Source organism: Bordetella genomosp. 13 (assembly GCF_007679965.1).
GTDB lineage: Bacteria > Pseudomonadota > Gammaproteobacteria > Burkholderiales > Burkholderiaceae_B > Bordetella.
In genome coordinates this window covers 590,231-610,466 of sequence record NZ_VEHL01000002.1, presented here as the reverse complement: position 1 = coordinate 610,466, position 20,236 = coordinate 590,231, and the positions used below count along the sequence as shown (strand labels likewise).

At 68.2% G+C, this 20,236-nt stretch carries 14 protein-coding genes; 5 read left to right on the top strand and 9 right to left on the bottom strand.

All coding sequences use genetic code 11. From position 1 onward, the window contains the following. Window positions 1-134: 134 nt before the first annotated feature. Window positions 135-2,576, bottom strand: a complete 2,442-nt coding sequence (locus tag FS845_RS08625; RefSeq protein WP_144632752.1) for a GNAT family N-acetyltransferase — start codon at window positions 2,574-2,576, stop codon at window positions 135-137. Between the two features lie 101 nt (window positions 2,577-2,677). Here FS845_RS08625 and gltX point away from each other — a divergent pair, with 101 nt between their 5' ends. Continuing rightward, window positions 2,678-4,090 carry a glutamate--tRNA ligase gene (gene gltX, locus FS845_RS08620; protein ID WP_144632749.1) on the top strand — a complete coding sequence of 471 codons (1,413 nt, stop codon included), beginning with the start codon at window positions 2,678-2,680 and terminating at the stop codon, window positions 4,088-4,090. A 4-nt stretch (window positions 4,091-4,094) separates the two neighbouring features. Here the strand turns inward: gltX and FS845_RS08615 are convergent, their stop codons facing one another. The 8 genes from FS845_RS08615 to FS845_RS08580 all read right to left on the bottom strand — a co-directional run bounded on the left by FS845_RS08615 (window position 4,095) and on the right by FS845_RS08580 (window position 11,142). Beyond that, a complete protein-coding gene (locus tag FS845_RS08615) occupies window positions 4,095-5,294 on the bottom strand; it encodes an MFS transporter (protein ID WP_144632746.1) in 1,200 nt (399 codons plus the stop codon). Window positions 5,295-5,414: 120 nt separating this feature from the next. Continuing rightward, entirely contained in the window at window positions 5,415-5,936 is a 522-nt protein-coding gene (locus tag FS845_RS08610) for a hypothetical protein (RefSeq protein ID WP_144632743.1), read from the bottom strand. Window positions 5,937-6,089: 153 nt separating this feature from the next. Beyond that, on the bottom strand, window positions 6,090-6,953 hold the full coding sequence (locus FS845_RS08605; protein WP_144632740.1) for an oxaloacetate decarboxylase: 864 nt from the start codon (window positions 6,951-6,953) through the stop codon (window positions 6,090-6,092). Then, window positions 6,950-7,480: a 3-isopropylmalate dehydratase gene (locus tag FS845_RS08600; RefSeq protein WP_409929278.1), complete on the bottom strand. Its 531-nt coding sequence runs from the start codon at window positions 7,478-7,480 to the stop codon at window positions 6,950-6,952. The genes FS845_RS08605 and FS845_RS08600 overlap by 4 nt, the downstream gene beginning before the upstream one ends. 11 nt (window positions 7,481-7,491) lie before the next feature. Further along, window positions 7,492-8,811, bottom strand: coding sequence for a 3-isopropylmalate dehydratase large subunit (locus FS845_RS08595; protein WP_144632737.1), 1,320 nt, complete (start codon window positions 8,809-8,811; stop codon window positions 7,492-7,494). 12 nt (window positions 8,812-8,823) lie between these two features. Further along, window positions 8,824-9,606, bottom strand: a complete 783-nt coding sequence (locus FS845_RS08590) for a GntR family transcriptional regulator (RefSeq protein ID WP_144632734.1) — start codon at window positions 9,604-9,606, stop codon at window positions 8,824-8,826. 25 nt (window positions 9,607-9,631) lie between these two features. Continuing rightward, window positions 9,632-10,588, bottom strand: a complete 957-nt coding sequence (locus tag FS845_RS08585; RefSeq protein WP_409929277.1) for a Bug family tripartite tricarboxylate transporter substrate binding protein — start codon at window positions 10,586-10,588, stop codon at window positions 9,632-9,634. Between the two features lie 101 nt (window positions 10,589-10,689). Beyond that, the gene (locus FS845_RS08580; protein WP_144632728.1) at window positions 10,690-11,142 is read right to left on the bottom strand and encodes an Lrp/AsnC family transcriptional regulator; all 453 of its coding nucleotides are present in this window, start codon (window positions 11,140-11,142) and stop codon (window positions 10,690-10,692) included. 124 nt (window positions 11,143-11,266) lie between these two features. On the opposite strand from FS845_RS08580, the gene FS845_RS08575 reads away from it, so the two are divergent. The 4 genes from FS845_RS08575 to FS845_RS08560 all read left to right on the top strand — a co-directional run bounded on the left by FS845_RS08575 (window position 11,267) and on the right by FS845_RS08560 (window position 20,173). After that, entirely contained in the window at window positions 11,267-14,791 is a 3,525-nt protein-coding gene (locus FS845_RS08575; protein WP_144632725.1) for an indolepyruvate ferredoxin oxidoreductase family protein, read from the top strand. A 305-nt stretch (window positions 14,792-15,096) separates the two neighbouring features. Further along, entirely contained in the window at window positions 15,097-18,033 is a 2,937-nt protein-coding gene (locus tag FS845_RS08570; protein ID WP_144632722.1) for a ribonucleoside-diphosphate reductase subunit alpha, read from the top strand. A gap of 21 nt (window positions 18,034-18,054) precedes the next feature. Beyond that, window positions 18,055-19,257 carry a ribonucleotide-diphosphate reductase subunit beta gene (locus tag FS845_RS08565; protein WP_144632719.1) on the top strand — a complete coding sequence of 401 codons (1,203 nt, stop codon included), beginning with the start codon at window positions 18,055-18,057 and terminating at the stop codon, window positions 19,255-19,257. 310 nt (window positions 19,258-19,567) lie between these two features. Next, on the top strand, window positions 19,568-20,173 hold the full coding sequence (locus FS845_RS08560) for a histone H1-like DNA-binding protein (RefSeq protein WP_144632716.1): 606 nt from the start codon (window positions 19,568-19,570) through the stop codon (window positions 20,171-20,173). Window positions 20,174-20,236: the final 63 nt, after the last annotated feature.

Genomic DNA, 20,236 nt, shown 5'->3' with positions numbered 1-20,236 from the left:
CAAGTGACGACCATGCGGCGTAAGTCTGGCATTCTTATGGCTGTTCATCCGGTCGAGTTTCCTGAGTCACTGAAGCGTAGAGAACTCCAGTTTCCCAGACTCTTCCGGGTGAACAACCTATTGGAACATCACAGCTAGCGCAGGTTCAGCCACACCCGGCGCATGGTCGGGTCTTCCGGGTCCGCGTCGTTGGTGAAGCCCAGGCGCGTCATCAATGTCAGCATCGGCCGGTTGGTCGACAGCACCAGGCCGTCGATGTATTCCAGGCCCTGCTCGCGCGCCGCCTCGATCAGCGCGCGCATCAGCTGGCCGCCCAGCTTGCGGCGCTGCCAGTCGTCGCCGATCACCAACGCATATTCCGCACCGCGTCCGTCCGGATTGCGCAGGTAGTGCGCGAAGCCGATGATGACTTCGTGCGGGTGGCCGCGGTTGGCCGGATTGGGCACCTGCGTGGCCGCCACCAGCGCCAGTTCGCGGTGGTAGTCGACCTGGGTGTAGCGCGACACCATGCGCGGCGTCAGCTCGCGCATCATCGACACGAAGCGCATGTAGCGCGAACGCTCGGACAGGCCGCGGATGAAGTCCTGCAGCGGCTGGCCGTCTTCGGGGCGGATCGGGCGGATCACCCATGACGCGCCGTCCTCGAAGCGCCGCACCTGCACCAGGCGCGACGGATACGGATGGATGGCCATGTGCGGATAGCCGCTCTGCTGCGGCGATTCGCAGGCGGGTTCGCGGCTGAGCGTGACGCGCAGTCCCGCCGCGCGCAGCTGGGTCTCGCCGGCGTACAGCGGGTCGATGTCCAGCGATTCGACGTCGGGCAATTCGGACACCAGCTCCGACACCTGCACCAGCGCATGCTGCAAGGCCTCGGCCGCGATGCCGCCCACCTGCGGCGCCAGCACGCGGCGCCAGATGCGGCTGCGCTCGACCAGTTGGCGCGCCAGGAAGCCGTTGAGCGGCGGCAGGTCCAGCCCGCGATCCACGGGCGACAACACGGCGTCGTCGCCGCCGGCGCCGAAGCGGATCACCGGCCCGAACTGCGGATCGCGGCGCACGCGGATGGCCATGGGGCGGGATTCGGGCTCGCTGGGCAGCACGTCGCGCGGCGCGGCGCGCAAGGGCACCAGGAAGGTGTCCAGCAGCGCGCGGGCCTCCGAGGGCTCGAGTTCCAGCCGCTGCTGCGCGCGGGCGCGCTCGACGATGGCGCGCGCGCCCGCGATGTCGGGCGCCAGGCTGGGCGGCTCGGGCGGCTGGGTCTGCAGCAGCAGTTGCTGGTTGTAGTGGTGCGTGGCCAGCACGCCGAAGGCGTCGGCGGCGGATTCGGGGGTGCGGAAGGCCGAGGTGCCCGCGTCGTCCAGCATGCGGCGCAGCGGCCGCATGCCTGCATCGCCCATGAAGCACGAGACCACCGGCTTGCGCGCCTTGGGCGCGATCTGGGCCAGCTGGCTGGCCACGGCGGGCATGTCGGCCAGCGCGTCGGGCGCCAGCAGCACCAGCACGCCGTCCACGCCGCTGTCGGCCAGCAGTGCGTCCAGGATGCTCTGGATGCGTTCGGGGGTCAGCGGCGGATAGGTGATGACAGGGTTGGCGGTCTGCGCGTCGGGCTCCAGCATGCCTTCCAGCGTGCGCCGCGTGGCGGGCGACAGCTCGGCCTTCAGGATGGGCGTGTCGGGCCCGGCCAGGTCCAGCGCCAGCTGCGGAGGCCCGCTGCCATTGGACAGCAGCGCCACGCGCCGTCCGCGCGGCCGGTTCTTGTAGGCCAGCACCTTCACCGCCGAGAACAACTGCACGAAGTAGCGCACCCGCACCGCACCGGCGCGGCGCAGCGCGGCGTCGAACACGGCGTCGGCGCCGTCGGGGTCGGCGCGGCCGGCCTTGAGCACGATGACGGGCTTGACGCTGGCGGCGGCGCGCAGCGCGCTCATGAACTCGCGCGCGGGGCCGACGTCTTCCAGGTAGATGACGATGCTGTCGGTGCGCGGATCGCTGGCCAGGTAATCCAGCAGCTGCGAGAGGCCCACCACCGCGGTGTCGCCCAGCGCGACGGTCAGCGAGAACCCGATGTGCACGTCCTCGGCCCAGTCCATGACGGCGGCCATGATCGAGCGCGACTGGGCCAGCAGCGCCACGCGGCCGGCGCGCGCCAGGGTGGGATGCTGGCTGAAATTGAAGCCGGCGTGCGGACGCTGGGCGCCGAACGAACGCGGGCCCAGCAGCTGGCAGCCGGTTTCCTCGGCCCAGGCGCGGCACAGCGCCGTGGTGCCGCCGGGATAGGGATCGGGCAGTTCGTGCGGCAGCAGGATGGCCGCGCGCGGGGCCAGCGGCGCCAGGCGGCGCAAGGTCTCCGGCAGGACGGCCGGCGACACGCACACCAGCGCCAGGTCGGGGCGCTCGCCCTCGGCCAGGCCGTTGCAGCGTTCGGGAATCTCGGGCGCCTGGCCGGGCGCGCAGTCGACGATGGTGGCGCGCCCGCGCACGCTGCCCGGCAGCACCGAGGCCACGGGAAGCGCACGATCGGCCACGACGAGCAGGGAGCCGGGCTCGAACAGCGGGGCGAGAGCGTGTCGCAGCATGGCAGTTCGCTTGGCTACTCTAAAATAGCGGTCATCGTAACAAGAACCGCCGCGCAATACCCGAGGCGGGGCATGTGCCCCGCCCTGAGCGCACGCCATCCATGACTGCCCAAACGCCCATCGTCCGCACCCGCTTCGCGCCCTCTCCCACCGGCTTCCTGCACCTGGGCGGCGCCCGCACCGCCCTGTTCTCGTGGGCCTACGCGCGCCGCCACCAGGGCGTATTCGTCCTGCGCGTCGAGGACACCGACGTCGAGCGCTCCAGCGAAGCGGCCACCCAGGCCATCCTGGACAGCATGGACTGGCTGGGCATGCAGCCCGACGAGGGCCCCTTCTACCAGATGCAGCGCATGGACCGCTATCGCGCGGTCATCGCCGGCATGCTCGAACAGGGCACGGCGTACCACTGCTACAGCTCGCCCGAGGAAGTCGAAGCCATGCGCGAAGCCGCCCGCGCGCGCGGCGACAAGCCGCGCTACGACGGCACCTGGCGTCCCGAACCCGGCAAGACGCTGCCCGCCATTCCCGAAGGCCGCAAGCCCGTGGTGCGCTTCCGCAACCCGCAGGAAGGCGCCACCAGCTGGAACGACATGGTCAAGGGCCCCATCAGCTTCGACAACACGGAGCTGGACGACCTGATCATCGCGCGCCCCGACGGCACGCCCACCTACAACTTCTGCGTGGTGGTCGACGACTGGGAAATGGGCATCACCCACGTGCTGCGCGGCGACGACCACGTCAACAACACGCCCCGCCAGATCAACATCCTGCTGGCGCTGGGCGCCACGCTGCCGCAGTACGGCCACGTGCCGATGATTCTCGGCCCGGACGGCCAGAAGCTGTCCAAGCGGCATGGCGCGGTCAACGTCATGGAATACGACAACGAGGGCTACCTGCCCGAGGCCATGGTCAACTACCTGGCCCGCCTGGGCTGGAGCCATGGCGACGACGAGCTGTTCACGCGCGAGCAGCTGGTGCAGTGGTTCGACACCGAGCATCTGTCGAAGTCTGCCTCGCAATGGGATCCCAAGAAGCTGAACTGGGTCAACGCACACTACATCCGCGAGATGGCCGACGCCGAACTGGCCCGGCGCGTGGCCCCGCGCATCGCCCGCCGCGGCGGCAATCCGCAGGCGGTGGACCTGGCCAGCGCCATCGGCCTGCTGAAGGACCGCGCCGAGACGCTGGAACAACTGGCCGAAAGCGCCATGCTGTTCTGCGCGCCCTACGCCCCCGCCCCGGCCGAACTGGCCGAGCAGCACCTGACTCCGGCCGCCCGCGAAGCCCTGGCGGACTTCGCCGCCCGCGCGCGCGACACCGACTGGACGCGCGAAGCCATCGCGGCACTGATCAAGGCCGTGCTGGCGGACCGCGGCATGAAGATGCCGCAACTGGCCATCCCGCTGCGCGTGGCCGTCACCGGCCGCGCCCAGACCCCGGCCGTGGACGCGGTGCTGGCGCTGCTGGGCAAGGAGCTGGTGCTGCAGCGGTTGGCGGCGGTGCAGGAAGGCTGAGGCCTCAAGCCGGCCGGGCAGCCCGCCCCTTCAACGCCCCCGCGAAGAAGAACCCCAGCACCGGCAGCAGTCCCGCCGCGATGCCGAACAGCATCGCCGGGCCGCTGGCGTCCACCACGGGCCCGGCCAGCGCGACGCCCGCCGCCTGGCCCATGAACAGGCAGGACGCGAACCACGCCACCGCCGTGCCGCGCGCGGCGGGCACCATCTGGGTGGCGTTGGTCTGCAGCGTGGCGTGCAGCAGGTAATAGCCGAAGCCGGCCAGGATGCTGGCCGCGATGGCCCAGTGCCATGTCGGGCCCAGCAGGTAGGACAGGAATGCCGCGCACAGCACCATGCCGCCGGCCAGGGCCAGGCCGCGTTCTCCCAGCCGCCTGAGCACGGCCCGGGCCACCACGGTGTAAAGCAGTCCGCCCAACGCATACACGGCGACGACCGCGCCGGCGCGGGTCAGCGACAGGCCGAATTTCTCGTGCAGGTAGACCGGGGCGAACGCCAGGGCGCCGAACACCAGCACGCCCTCGACGAACACGGTGAACAGCACCACGCGCGCCCACGGCACGCCCAGCACGCGCCGCGCCTGGGCCATGAAACCGCCTCCCGCGCCCGCGACCTGGGCGCCCTGGAAAGCGCCCTGAGCGCGCTGGCGCCGCACCTCGCGCACCAGCAGCATGCCGACCAGCAGATAGCCCAGCACCAGCGACCCGAAGGCCCAGCGCCAGCCCAGCGACTCGGCGAACAGGCCGCCCGCCAGCTGGCCGCATGCCATGCCCAGGATGGTGCCCGTGAGAAAGCGCGCCAGGGTGGCCTGGCGGCGCTCGTAGGGAACGTTGTCGCCTATCCAGGCCATCGACAGCGGCACGATGCCGGCGCCCGCGGCGCCCGACAGCGCGCGGCAGATCACCAGCATGTCCAGCGAACCGGCCATGACCGCGCCGGCGCTGCCCAGCGCGCACAGGAACGTGGCCACGCAGACCACGCGGTACTTGCCGTAGCGGTCGCCGACCGGGCCGAAGAACATCTGCAGCACCCCGTAGGCCACCGCGAAGGCGGTGACGGCATGCGCGGCCTGGCCGGTGGAGGTGCCGAACTCCTTGGCCAGCAGCGGCAGCATGGGATCGCAGATGCGGAAGGCGCAGGCGCTGACGAACGCCGCCAGGGCCAGCAACAGGATGGCGCGGGTTTCCGAGGACGGCGTGGGCATGAAGGCGCGAGCGGGGACGGTGGCGGAAGTCCGCTACCTTACATCAGGGGACGAGCGTAGCAGGCGTGCGCAGCGGCATGCCCACCAGACATGCCGCGGGCGCGCCGTGCGCCAACCGGCTCAGTTGGGCAGGCGGTAGCCCGGCTGCATGCGCTTGGCGCTGAGCACTTGGCCGCTGCCGCGGATCTCGCGCAGCCTCAGCTGGCCGCGGTCGACCTTCTCGACGCGGTAGCTGTTGGTGTAGATGGGATCGCCCGCATCGACGATGTCGCCGTTGGATTCGGTGGTGCGCATGGTGTAGACGCCGTCGGCCACCGTCCAGCAACCCGATTCGCGCAGGGCGGGACGGGTCTTGCGGCCCACCTTCATCTGCGTTTCGTAGGTCATGCGGCCATCGGGCGAGAGCACCGTCAGGGCCTGGAGATCGCCGGCGAAACCGCGCGGACGCGAGACCGAATACCAGGTGCCGACCATCGGATCGTCGCCGCGCACGGGGGTGCAGCGTACCGGTTCGGCGGCGGCGGCCACGGCGGGCGCCGTGGCATCGGCCGGCTTGGAAGCCGTGGGTTTCTGGACCGCGCAACCTGCCAGCACCAACCCGGCGCACAGCGCGCCAGCCAAAGGCAAAAACGAACGACTCATGACTTCCTCGGGACCCTTGCCCGTATGACTTGCCGCGTCACGCGATGCGACGCGGCGGCACCAGGAAGCACTCTAAATTAGCGTGGCGGCGCAACGCAATGGATAGGCCGCACACGCGCGGCGAGTTGTGCAATTGCGCAACAGTCGCCGCAATCATTCGTAGCGTTTGCCCTGCTCCAGCAGCTGCGGAGTACCGATGACCTCGTTCAGGCCATCGAAGTCCAGCATGCGTTCGCGCCACGGCGCGGTGGTGCCGTGCTCGCGCAGGCTCCCGTAGTAGCCCTGCAGCATGTGGGCCACCGCGCGCATGGTGCCACCCGGGAAGATCACCAGGCGAAAGCCTCGCTCGCCCAGCGCGCGGGCGCTTTCCACGGGAGTCTGGCCGCCTTCGACCATGTTGGCCAGCAGCGGCACGCGCTTGGCGAAGCGTTGGCAGGCGGCGTCCATCTGCTCGGAGGTGCGCAGCGCCTCGACGAACAGCGCATCGACGCCGCACTCCAGGTAGCGCTCGGCGCGTTCCAGCGCGGCGTCCAGGCCTTCGATGGCCAGCGAGTCGGTGCGCGCCAGGATCAGCGTGTCGGCATCGGTTCGCGCGTCCAGCGCGGCGCGGAGCTTGCCGCACATCTCCTGCACCGGCACGACGGACTTGCCCGACAGGTGGCCGCAGCGCTTGGGAAAGCCCTGGTCCTCCAGCTGGATCATGGCGGCGCCGGCGCGCTCGAAGCCGCGCACGGCGCGCTGCACGTTCAGCGCGTTGCCGAAGCCCGTGTCGCCGTCGACGATGACCGGCGTGGCGACACGCTCGGTGATGCGCGCCAGGGTCTCGCACACCTCGGTATAGGTGGTCAGGCCCACGTCGGAGCGGCCCAGCGCCGTGTAGGCGATGGACGCGCCCGACAGGTACAGCGCCTCGAAGCCGGCCTGCTCGGCCACCAGGGCCGAAAACGCATCGTAGACGCCGGGCGCCAGGATGGTCTGGCCGGCGGCAAGCTTGGCTTTCAAAGTAGTGGGGTTCATATCGCCTTCATGGGATGGCGCGCCAGTTCGCCCGAGGCGAGGCGGCGCTTGAGCTGGTTGAGCAGACCGCCGGCCTGCACCATGTCCAGCAGGAAGCCCGGGATGGGCTCGCAGGGCAGCACGGTGCCGTCGGCGCGCACGACGGCCGGGCCGTCCAGGTCGATGCGCACTTGCTCGCCCTCTTCGATCTCGGTGGCGCGGGCGCAGGTCAGCAGCAGCAGGCCCACGTTGAACGCATTGCGGAAGTACAGCCCGCTGTACGCGGGCGCGATGACGGCATGCACGCCCAGCGCGACCAGCGCGGCGGCCGCCTGTTCGCGCGACGAGCCGATGCCGAAGTTGTCGCCGGCCACCAGCACGTCGCCCGGTTGCACGCTGCCGGCGAACTCCGGGCGCACGCCTTGCAGGCAGTGCCTGGCGATCTCGTCGATGCCGAACTTCATGTAGGCGCCGGGCGCCAGTTGGTCTGTGTCGACGTCGCTGCCGAGTTTCCAGGCGCGATGGCCTGTTTCCACTTGCGCAGTCATGTTGCCGGAGGTCATGCCAGCACCTCGCGGGGATCGGCGATGCGGCCGGCCAATGCCGAGGCCGCCACGGTGTACGGGGACGCCAGGAAGACGCGGGCAGTGTCCGCGCCCATGCGGCCCTTGAAGTTGCGCGCCGTGGTCGAGATGACGTTGGCGCCTTCGGGGATGGACCCGCCGTAGCCGGAACAGGCGCCGCACGAGGTGGGCAGCACCGTGGCGCCGGACTGCACCAGGCGCGCCATCACGCCCTCGCGCTCGGCCTGCTGCTGGTCCTGCAGGCTGGCCGGCGCCACCATCAGGCTGACGCCCGCGGCCACGCGGCGGCCCTGCAGCACCTGGTCGGCGGCGCGCAGGTCTTCCAGCTTGGCGCCGGTACAGGCGCCGATGTAGGCCGCCTGGATGCCGGTGCCGGGATAGTCCTGCACGTCGGCCGCGTTGGCGGGACTGTGCGGCGCGGCCACCTGCGGCGCCAGCGCGGCGGCGTCGAAGTCGAACCACTCGGCGGGCGCGTCCGCATCGGACTGCCAGGCCGAAACGTCGGGGATCCGGTCCTCGGGCACGCCGGCCTCGCGCAGGTAGCGCACGGTGAGATCGTCGGGCGCCACGAGGCCCACCTGCGAACCCAGTTCGGCGGACATGTTGGACAGCGTCATGCGCTCCTGCATCGACAGGGCGCGCACGGCCTCGCCGCAGAACTCCACGGCCTGGTAGCGCCCGCCGCTCATGCCGAAGCGGCCGATCATGTGCAGCGCCATGTCCTTGGCGGTGACGCCGGGGCGCAGCTGGCCGTTCCAGCGCATCATCAGCGTCTGCGGGACCTTGATCCAGATTTCGCCGCTGGCCACCACGCCCAGCATCTCGGTGCTGCCCACGCCGAACATGTAGGCGCCGAAGGCGCCGCCGGTGGGCGAATGCGAATCGCCGCCCACGCAGAACATGCCGGGGCGGATGTGGCCGTTCTCGGGCACGACCACGTGGCAGATGCCGACCGAGTCGTACACGTGCGGCAGCGCCTGGTCGCGCGCCCAGTCGCGGGCGATGCGCACGATGCGGCGCGACTCGTCGTCGGACTCGGGCACGTAGTGGTCCATGACCAGCACGACCTTGGAGCGGTCCCACAGGCCCGTGCCCAGCTCTTCGAGCATGGGCTTGAGGCGGCGCGGGCCGCTGGAGTCGTGGAACATGGCCAGGTCGACGCGGCAGTTCAGGATCTCGCCGACCTGCACCGTGTCACGGCCGCTTGCGGCGGACAGCAGTTTCTGGGCCAGCGTCTGGCCCGCGGCGGACGCGTCCCGGCGGGATGCGTCCTTCGAGGAATGTGCGGAATTCAAGGGAACCCTCACTCAGGAAGTGGCGGACAGGCCGGCACCCGCGGGCAGCCAGTTCGGCTCGCCCGGCGTTTCATGGGCCCGCATGTCCATGCGGTATTCGTAGCGGTCGGGCCGGTACAGCGCGTGCAGCAGTTCGACCGGCCGGCCCTCGGCGTCGCGCACCAGGCGGCGCAGGGCCAGCAGCGCGGAACCGACCGGGACTTCGAGCAGCGCCGCTTCGTGCGGCTCGGCCAGCGCGGCCGAGATGGCCTGCTCGGCGTGCGCGACCTGCACGCCCAGGTCGCGGAAGATACCCAGGATCGGGCGCGACCCCAAGTCTTCGCGGCGGATGCGCCGGCCGATGTCGTCGGGCACGTAGGTGGTCAGGTGCGAGAACGGCAGGCCGTCGTGGCTGCGCACGCGCACCGAGCGGTGCACGGGCGCGCCGGCCGCCAGCCCGAGCCGCGTCGCGACGGCGGGCTGGGCCGGCTCGATCTGCAGGTCGATCAGCCGCACCTGGGTCTGCATGCCCATGTCGGCCAGGTGGGCCATCAGCGAGTCGATGTCGGAGTCGTGCCCGCCGGACGGCTGCGGCGCGGGCGCGGCGAAGGTGCCGCGGCCTTGCCGCCGCCTGACCAGACCCTCGGCCTCGAGGGCCTCGAGCGAACGCCGGATGGTCAGGCGCGACACGCCGTACTCGGTGGCCAGCATGTTCTCGCCGGGCATGGGCGCGTCGCCCGAGAAGTCGCCCGCCGCCAGGCGCTGCTTCAACAGCAGATAGACCTTGTGATACAGGGGCAGCGGACTGGCGGACACGGATGGGACTCCTGGCGGACCCGCTTTACTCGGGCTTGGCGCCGGTGAATTGCACCAGTTCGGCGTAGCGCGCGATGTCCTTGGCGATGAAGTCGCCGAGTTCCTCGGGGCTGCTGCTGACGGCCGTGGCGGACTCCGCCTCGAGCATGGTGCGGAAGGCCTGCGTGTCGACGGCCTTGCGGGCCGCTTCGTTCAGGTCCTTCAGCGTCTGCGGCGGCAGGTCGGCCGGGCCCAGCAGGGCGAACCAGGCATTGGATTCGAATCCCTTGATGGTATCGCCAATCGGCGCCACGCCCGGGTATTCGGCCAGTCCCTTGGCGCTGGTGACGCCCAGGGCCTTCACCGTGCCGGCCTTGATGTGCGGCTTGGCGGTGACCGAGCTGGCGAACATCATGTCCACCTGGCCGCCCAGCAGGTCGGTCATGGCGGGCGCGGTGCCCTTGTACGGCACGTTCAGGATGTCCAGGCCAGCCATCATCTTCAGGCGTTCGCCGGCCATGTGCAGCGACGAGCCCAGCGCGCCGATGGCGGTGGTGTACTTGCCCGGGCTGGCCTTGACCACCTTCACGAACTCGGGCATCGAGCTGGCCGGGAAGTCCTTGCGGGCGACCAGCAGGCTGGGCACCGAGGCCAGCATGCTGATGGGAGTGAAGTCCTTCTTCGGATCGAACGGCAGGTTCTTGTACAGGCTGGCGTTGATCGAGAAGCTGGTGAACGTGACCAGCAGCGTGTTGCCGTCGTTCTTGCTCTTGGCCACGTAGTCGGCGGCGATGTTGCCGCCCGCGCCGGGGCGGTTCTCGACCACGAAGGTGCGCTTCAGGTCGGTGCCCATGTGCTGCGCGATGGCGCGCGCCACGATGTCGGTGGTGCCGCCCGGCGGCGCGCCCACGACCAGGCGGACGGGAGGATTGTTCTGGGCCCAGGCGGGCGCCGCGGAAGTGAACAATGCGGTCAGCAGGACGCTGCCGAGTGCCGTGCGCAGGATAGGTGTCGTCACCATTGTCTCCTATATGCTTGTATTGATAACAGTACAAGTATACAGGTGGCGCGATCGCGCCGCCAACAAGGGAATTGCCCCGCCGTCTATAGCGGCAGCCGCACCTCGTGTTTGATTTCGCGCAGCGCCACGATGGTGCGCGTCTGGCGGATGCCGGGCAGGTTGAACAGGAAGCGGTGCAGGAACTGGTCGTAGGCCTCGGGGCTTTCCACCAATATCTTCAGCAGGAAGTCGGAGTCGCCGGTGACGGCATAGCACTCCATGATCTCGGGCGCGTCGCGCACCGAGCGCTCGAAGTTCTCGACCGTGCTGGCCGAATGCCGCTCCAGGCTGATCTGCACGAACATGCAGCCCGGCAGTCCTGCCTTGTGCCGGTCCACCTGCGCGCTGTAGCCGCGGATGACGCCGCCCGCCTCGAGCGCCTTCACGCGGCGCCAGACCGGCGCCGCCGACAGTCCTACCTTGTCGGACAGCTGCTGCGCCGAAGCCCGCCCATCTTCCTGCAGGGCCCGCAGGATACCCATGTCGGTCTTGTCCATCTCCCACCTTTTTTCTGAAAACGAAACATTCATTTCGAATTATAGGGATAGCACGACGCCACAACGCAATAAACGCCAAGGCTCGCGCACCTATCATGGCTGGAGACAATCGGAGACTCACGCCATGGACGGCACGCCCCAGCAACCGCCCTCGATCGACCTGGAATACCAGCTCTCGGACAACCTGACCCGCACGCACGGCCGGGTGTTCCTCACGGGCACGCAGGCCCTGCTGCGCATGGTGCTGACGCAGCGCCGGCGGGACCGCGAACGCGGCCTGAACACGGCGGGCTTCGTGTCCGGCTACCGGGGTTCGCCGCTGGGCGGCGTGGACATGGCCATGTGGAAGGCCAAGAAGCTGCTGGACGAGAACCAGGTGCGCTTCCTGCCCGGCATTAATGAAGACATGGCGGCCACCACCGTCATGGGCACTCAGCAGGCGGGCGTGCGCGCCGACCGCAAGGTCGATGGCGTCTTCGCCATGTGGTATGGCAAGGGCCCCGGCCTGGACCGCGCGGGCGACGCCCTGCATCACGGCAACGCGGCTGGCGCCTCGCGCCACGGCGGCGTGCTGATGGTGGTCGGCGATGACCACACGGCGGTGTCCTCCTCCATTCCTCACGCCAGCGAAGCCTCGCTGATCGGGTGGCAGATCCCGGTGGTGCACCCCGCCTCCATCGAGGAATACGAGACCTTCGCGCTGTGGGGCTGGGCGCTGTCGCGCCACGCGGGCACGTGGGTCGCCTTCAAGGCCGTGTCCGAGACCATCGAATGCGGCGAGTCGTTCGAGCTGCAGCAGCCGCGCGCCTACGACATGCCGGAAGATCCCGAGCTGCCGCGCGAGGCGCTGGAATACTCGGCGCGCGACTTCCTGTCGCTGGCCGTGGAAACGCGCATGAACCTGCGCATGCGCGCGGTGCGCGCCTTCGCGCAGCGCCACAGCATCGACCGCATGGTGTGCCCGGCGCCCGCGGCCACGGTGGGCATCGTCACGGTGGGCAAGGCGCACCTGGACACCATGGAAGCGCTGGCTCGCCTGGGCGTGGACACCGTCACCGCGCACTCGCCGGTGCGCATCTACAAGCCGGGCCTGACCTGGCCGCTGGACGCCGGCCGACTGCGCGAATTCGCGCGCGGGCTGCGTCATATATTGGTGATCGAGGAAAAGGGCGCGGTCGTCGAGGGCCAGATCAAGGACCTGCTCTACAACGACGCCGATCGCCCCACGGTGGCCGGCAAGACGGGCCTGGACGGCGAATCGATGGTCACGTCGGCGGGCCAGCTGCGCCCCTCGCTGCTGGCCGCGCCGCTGTCGGGCTGGCTGCTGCGCACCGCAGGCCTGCACGTGGGCGGCCGCGAGGGCTTCGATTGCCAGCAGCCGCTGTCCAACGAGGCCGACGGCATGAAGCGCCGGCCCTACTTCTGCTCCGGCTGTCCGCACAGCACGTCCACCAAGGTGCCCGAGGGCAGCCAGGCGCTGTCCGGCGTGGGCTGCCACTATATGGCCGCGTGGATGGACCGCGAGACCGGCGGCCTGACGCAGATGGGGGGCGAAGGCGCAGACTGGATCGGCCTGGCGCCCTACATCGGCATGCCGCACGTGTTCCAGAACATGGGCGAAGGCACGTACTACCACTCGGGCTACCTGGCGATCCGCCAGGCCGTGGCCGCGCGCGCCAACATCACCTACAAGATATTGTTCAACGACGCCGTGGCCATGACGGGCGGCCAGCCGGTCGATGGCCCGATCTCGGTGCCGCAGATCTGCCAGCAGCTGCGCGGCGAGAACGTCGCCCGCATCGTCGTCACCACCGACGAGCCCGAGAAGTACCGCGGCATCGACCTGGGCGCGGGCATCGGCGTGCACCACCGCCGCGAGCTGGACGCCCTGCAGCGCGAGCTGCGCGAGACCCAGGGCGTGACGATCCTGATCCACGACCAGACCTGCGCCGCCGAGAAACGCCGCCGCAGGAAGAAAAACCAGTTTCCCGATCCAGCGCGCCGGATGCTGATCAACAGCGCCGTCTGCGAAGGCTGCGGCGACTGCGGCGTGCAATCGAACTGCCTGTCCGTGGTGCCGCTGGAAACGCCCTATGGCCGCAAGCGCGCCATCGACCAGTCCAGCTGCAATAAAGACTACTCGTGCGCCGAAGGCTTCTGTCCCAGCTTCGTGTCGGTGCTGGGCGGCAAGCCGCGCAAGAGCGCGGCGGCCAAGGCCGACCTGCAACAGCTGCAGGACCGCATCGCCGCCCTGCCCGATCCTGGCGTGGCGCAGCTCGACCGGCCCTATCGCCTGCTGGTGGCCGGCATGGGCGGCACCGGCGTCATCACCGTCGGCGCCATCGTGTCGATGGCCGCGCATCTGCAAGGCCTGTCGGCCGCGGTGCTGGATCTGACCGGCCTGGCGCAGAAAGGCGGCACGGTGGTCAGCCACATCCGCCTGGCGCCCGCCGGCACTTCGGCCGGCCCGGTGCGGCTGGATTGGCAGCAGGCCGACGCCGCCATCCTGTGCGATCCAGTGGCCTCGGTGGCGCCCGATTCGCTGGGCGCGCTGCGCCACGGCCACACCCGGGTCACCGTCAACACGTATGTCGCGCCGGTGTCGGACTTCACGCGCAATCCCGATGCGCCGCTGAACCAGGAAGCCCTGCTGGCCAAGATCCGCCACGCGGCGGGCGAGGCCGGCACGGCCGCCATCGATGCCCACGCGGCCGCGCTGGCGCTGTTCGGCGACAGCATCCTGTCCAATATGTTCATGCTGGGCCATGCCTGGCAGCGCGGCGACGTGCCCATCAGCCTGGCCGCCATCGCGCGCGCCATCGAGCTCAACGGCGTGGCGGTGCAGGCCAATCGGGCCGCTTTCGACGCCGGCCGCCTGGCCGCGCACGAACCGGCCGCGCTGGAAGGCGTGCTGCGTCCCAAGACCGCGGCCGGCGGCGCCCAGGTCATCCAGCTGCACGTGCCCGAGTCGTTCGACAAGGCGGTGCAGCGCCGCGAGCAGGACCTGGTGGCCTACCAGGACGCCGCCTATGCGCGCCGGTACCGCGAATTGGTCGACCGCGTGGCCGCGCGCGAGCGCGAGCTGGACCCGGCCGCGCGCACGCCGCGGCTGGCGATGGCCGTGGCGCGCGGCCTGTTCAAACTGATGGCCTACAAGGACGAGTACGAGGTGGCGCGCCTCTACACCGACGGCGCGTTCCGCGCCCAACTCGAAAGCCAGTTCGAGGGCGACTACACACTGCAATTCCACATGGCCCCGCCGCTGTTCGCGCGCAAGGATCCGCGTACCGGCATCCCGCGCAAGATCGCGCTGGGCGGCGGCGCCGACCGCGCCATGCGCGTGCTGCGCCGCCTGAAGGGATTGCGCGGCACCTGGCTCGATCCGTTCGGCCGCACCGAAGAGCGTCGCACCGAGCGCTCGCTGATCGCCGAATATCGCCAGATCGTGGACACTCTGGTGGCCGGCCTGACGGCGGACAACCTGACCGAGGCCGCCCGCATCGCCGCCCTGGCGGAAACCGTCCGCGGCTATGGCCACATCAAGGCCGCCAGCGTCGCCAAGTACCGCGACCAAATGCAACAGCGCTTACACCTCTGGCAATCGGGGTCATTGCCGGCCCTGCCCGCGGAGCAGCGTAAAATGGCGTGATGCCAGGGAAAACCGGGTCACCGCTTGGCCGCACGGCGCCCTCGGGCGCCGTTTCTCATAGTTACAACTAAGACGTCCCGCTACCGATTTTCCCGCTTGTGAGCACTCGACTCCATCACTAGAATTAGTGTCGCTGTAGGGGGTGGTACACTACATCTTGTGGTTGCATCACCAGCTGAACTCACCGGCCACGCATCCGGATCCGCAGTTCCGGCCTAGCGACCTCCCCCATACGTACCCAATTCTCTTCGGACCCGGCATCAGCCGCGTCCTTTCTCATTTCCGCTTTTCGCACAGGAGCTTCCATGCAGACTACGATCGCCTCTGTGACCCGGCCTTCGGCCGTGCCGCCCTCTTCGTCCGAATCGCCCGCAGCCGACGTCTCGGCCGCCGGCCAGTGGTCCAGCTACCACCTGATCCGCCGCAACGGATCGGTGGTGGGCTTCGAACCCAGCAAGATCGCCATCGCCATGACCAAGGCCTTCCTGGCCGTCAATGGCGGCCAGGGCGCGGCCTCTGCGCGCGTGCGCGAACTGGTCGAGCAACTGACCGCCCAGGTGGTCAACGCCGTGGTGCGCAACCGCCCCAACGGCGGCTCCGTCCATATCGAAGACGTGCAGGACCAGGTCGAACTGGCGCTGATGCGCTCGGGCCAGCACGACGTGGCGCGTTCGTACGTGCTGTACCGCGAGAAGCGTTCGCAGGAACGCGCGCACGAGCAGCAGGAAAAGGCCGCGCCGGCCGCTGAAGAAGATTCTGGCATCAAGGTCGTCGACAACGGCGTGCGCCGTTCGCTGGACATGGCCGCCCTGCGCGCCACCATCGAAGCCGCCGGCGAAGGCCTGACGCAATACATCGACACCGAAGCCATCCTGAAGGAAACGGTGAAGAACCTGTACGACGGCGTGCCCGTCGACGAGGTCTACAAGTCCGCCATCCTGTCGGCGCGCGCGCTGGTCGAGAAGGACCCGGCCTACAGCCAGGTCACCGCGCGCCTGCTGCTGCACACGATCCGCAAGGAAGTGCTGGGCGAGGAAGTCTCGCAGGCCGGCATGCAGTCGCGCTATGCCGACTACTTCCCCATCTTCATCCAGCGCGGCATCGAAGGCGGCCTGCTGGACGCCAAGCTGGCCGAGTACGACCTGACCCGCATCGGCGCCGCGCTGGACGCGCGCCGCGACCTGCAGTTCGGCTACCTGGGCCTGCAGACGCTGTACGACCGCTACTTCCTGCACATCCGCGGCACCCGCATCGAACTGCCGCAGGTGTTCTTCATGCGCGTGGCCATGGGCCTGGCGCTGCGCGAGACCGACCGCGAGGCGCGCGCCATCGAGTTCTACGAGATCCTGTCCTCGTTCGACTTCATGAGCTCCACGCCCACGCTGTTCAACTCGGGCACCCTGCACTCGCAGCTGTCGTCGTGCTACCTGACCACCGTCTCCGACGACCTGGAAGGCATCTACGAAGCCATCAAGGAAAACGCGCTGCTGGCCAAGTACGCCGGCGGCCTGGGCAACGACTGGACCCCGGTGCGCGCGCTGCGCAGCCACATCAAGGGCACCAATGGCGAAAGCCAGGGCGTCGTCCCGTTCCTGAAGGTCGTCAACGACACCGCCGTGGCGGTCAACCAGGGCGGCAAGCGCAAGGGCGCGGTGTGCACGTACCTGGAAACGTGGCACCTGGACATCGAAGAGTTCCTGGAACTGCGCAAGAACACCGGCGATGAGCGCCGCCGCACGCACGACATGAACACGGCGAACTGGATTCCCGACCTGTTCATGAAGCGCGTGATGGACAACGCCGAATGGACGCTGTTCTCGCCTTCCGACTGCCCCGACCTGCACGACAAGTACGGCAAGGAATTCGAAGCGGCCTACCTGGGCTATGAGGCCAAGGTTGCCAGCGGCGAACTGAAGCTGTTCAAGAAGATGCCGGCCATCTCGCTGTGGCGCAAGATGCTGTCGATGCTGTTCGAAACCGGCCATCCGTGGATCACGTTCAAGGATCCGTGCAACATCCGCTCGCCGCAGCAGCACGTGGGCGTGGTGCACAGCTCGAACCTGTGCACCGAGATCACGCTGAACACCAACGAGTCCGAGATCGCCGTGTGCAACCTGGGTTCGGTGAACCTGCCCGCGCACATGAAGCCCTCGGCCAACGGCGGCTACGAACTGGACCACGAGAAGATCAAGCGCACCGTCGGCATCGCCATGCGCATGCTCGACAACGTGATCGACATCAACTACTACGCCGTCGTGAAGGCGAAGCAGTCGAACGAACGCCATCGCCCGGTGGGCATGGGCATCATGGGCTTCCAGGATTGCCTGCACATGATGCGCGTGCCGTACGCATCGCAGACCGCGATCCAGTTCGCAGACGAATCGATGGAAGCCGTTTGCTATCAAGCGTATTGGGCATCGAGCGAACTCGCGCAGGAACGCGGCCGCTATCCTTCGTACGAAGGTTCGCTGTGGTCGCGCGGCATCCTGCCGCAAGACTCCATCGCGATGCTGCGCGATGCGCGTGGCGGCAACGTCGACGTCGACGAGTCGAGCAAACTCGACTGGACCTCGTTGCGCGCGCGCATCAAAGAACATGGCATGCGCAACTCGAACTGCATCGCAATCGCCCCAACCGCGACGATTTCCAATATCATTGGCGTATCTGCGTGCATCGAACCCACCTATCAGAACTTGTACGTCAAATCGAATCTCTCCGGCGAGTTCACGGTCGTCAACGATTACCTCGTTCGTGACCTGAAGAAACTCGGTCTCTGGGACGAAGTCATGGTCGCCGACCTCAAGTACTTCGACGGCAGCCTGTCCCGTATCGATCGCGTGCCTGCTGAACTGCGCCAACTCTATGCCACGGCATTCGAAGTCGAACCGTCGTGGCTGGTCGAGTGCGCATCGCGCCGCCAGAAGTGGATCGACCAGGCCCAATCGCTGAACATCTACATGGCCGGCGCCTCGGGCAAGAAACTCGACGAAACCTACAAGCTTGCGTGGCTGCGTGGCCTGAAGACCACCTACTACCTGCGCACGCTGGGCGCCACCAGCGCCGAAAAATCCACCGGTCGCGGCGGCGAGTTGAACGCCGTCAGCGCCGGCAACGCATCCGCGGCAGCGGGCGCGGTCAGCACTCAGCAGGCGCCCAACCTGCCTGAGCCCGAAATCGTCGGAGCGGTTTGCACCATGAAGCCGGGTGATCCTGGCTTCGAGGAATGCGAAGCCTGCCAGTAAGCCGCCACCGGAGAGATTGAAATGCTGAATTGGGAAGACGAATCCACCCCCGCGCTGCAGCCGACGCAACCGTCGGCCTCGCCGGCCGTGGGCCGCGCCGAGCCGCGAGCGGCCGAACCCGTGCGCGCCGCCACCGGCGCCTTCGGCGACTCGGCCCTGCCGGCGGCGGCGCCTGCCGCCGCCGCGCCGACGGGCGAAGGCTCCGCGCGCCGCGTCAAGGTTGCCGACAAGCGCATCATCAATGGCGAGACCGACGTCAACCAGCTGGTGCCGTTCAAGTACAAGTGGGCCTGGGAAAAATACCTGGCCACCTGCGCGAACCACTGGATGCCGCAAGAGATCAACATGTCGCGCGACATCGCCCTCTGGAAGAACCCGAACGGGCTCACCGAGGACGAGCGCCGCATCGTCAAGCGCAACCTGGGCTTCTTCGTCACGGCCGACTCGCTGGCCGCGAACAACATCGTGCTGGGCACCTACCGCCACATCACGGCGCCCGAATGCCGCCAGTTCCTGCTGCGCCAGGCATTCGAGGAAGCGATCCACACGCACGCCTACCAGTACATCGTCGAAAGCCTCGACCTCGACGAATCCGAGATCTTCAACGCCTACAACGAAGTGCCGTCGATCCGGGCCAAGGACGAGTTCCTGATCCCGTTCATCGAGGCCATCGCCGATCCGGAATTCAAGACCGGCACGCCCGAAGCCGACCAGACGCTGCTGAAGTCTCTGATCGTGTTCGCGTGCCTGATGGAAGGCCTGTTCTTCTACGTGGGCTTCACGCAGATCCTGGCGCTGGGCCGTCAGAACAAGATGACGGGCGCTGCCGAACAGTACATGTACATCCTTCGCGATGAGTCCATGCACTGCAACTTCGGCATCGACCTGATCAACACGGTCAAGCTCGAGAACCCGCATCTCTGGACGCCGGAATTCCGCGAAGAGATCCGCGAACTGTTCCGCCAGGCCGTCGAACTCGAGTATGCCTACGCCGAGGACACCATGCCGCGCGGCGTGCTGGGCCTCAATGCTCCCATGTTCAAGTCGTATCTGCGCTTCATCGCCAATCGGCGCTGCCAGCAGATCGGTATCGAACCGTTGTATCCTCAGGAAGAGAACCCCTTCCCCTGGATGGCGGAAATGATCGACCTCAAGAAGGAACGCAACTTTTTCGAAACGCGCGTGATCGAATACCAAACTGGTGGCACGCTGAACTGGGAGTAGCCCTCCCGTAGCGCGGTGGCGGGGCCTTCGGGCTTCGCGCCATGGCCGTGTCCCGGCAAGGTTGTGATGACGCAAGACCAAGCGGTAGGCGGCCTTCAGGGTCGCCTGCCGGCGCCATTTGAAATGGCTCGCGCAACGGTGCGGGGGCCATATCAAATGGCCGTGCCGAATTCATTAGCGCAAGCCGAAGTGCTGTAGCCCGTACGGAACAGCGGCATGCGCCGATGAATAGCCCGACGTGCAATCCGCCATCCGGCGGTGCGTATCGCGGGCTTATGTTCTGGGACCCCTGAACCTAAGGAGCATGACCATGGCAACCGCCAAGAAGGCCGCCAAGAAGGCGGCGAAGAAGCCCGCAGCCAAGAAGGCTGCAGTCAAGAAGGCTACCCCGGCCAAGAAGGTTGCGGCCAAGAAAGTAGCCGTCAAGAAGGTCGCCGCGAAGAAACCCGCGGCGAAGAAGACTGTCGCCAAGAAAGCCGCGGTGAAGAAGGTCGCGGCCAAGAAGACCGTCGCCAAGAAGGCTGCAGTGAAGAAGACCGCCGCCAAGAAGACCGTCGCCAAGAAAGCGACCGTCAAGAAGGTAGCCGCCAAGAAGGCGCCGGCCAAGAAAGCCGCCGCCAAGAAGGTCGCGACCAAGAAGGTAGCCGCCAAGAAGACCGTCGCCAAGAAGGCGCCGGCCAAGAAGGCTGCTGCGAAGAAGGCGCCTGCTGCCAAGAAGGCTCCCGCCGCGAAGAAGGCTGCTCCCGCTGCCGCCAAGAAGGCGCCTGCCGCCAAGAAGGCTGCCGCGAAGAAGCCGGCCGCCAAGAAGGCTGCTGCCAAGAAGCCCGCCGCTGCCCCGGCCACTGCCGCTCCTGCCGTCAAGACCGCGCTGAACCCGGCGTCGTCGTGGCCCTTCCCGACCGGCGGCCGTCCCTAACGGGAACGCGTCACCGCGTCTGTAAGACCCCAAGGCCGCCTGGCAATGCCGGGCGGCTTTTTC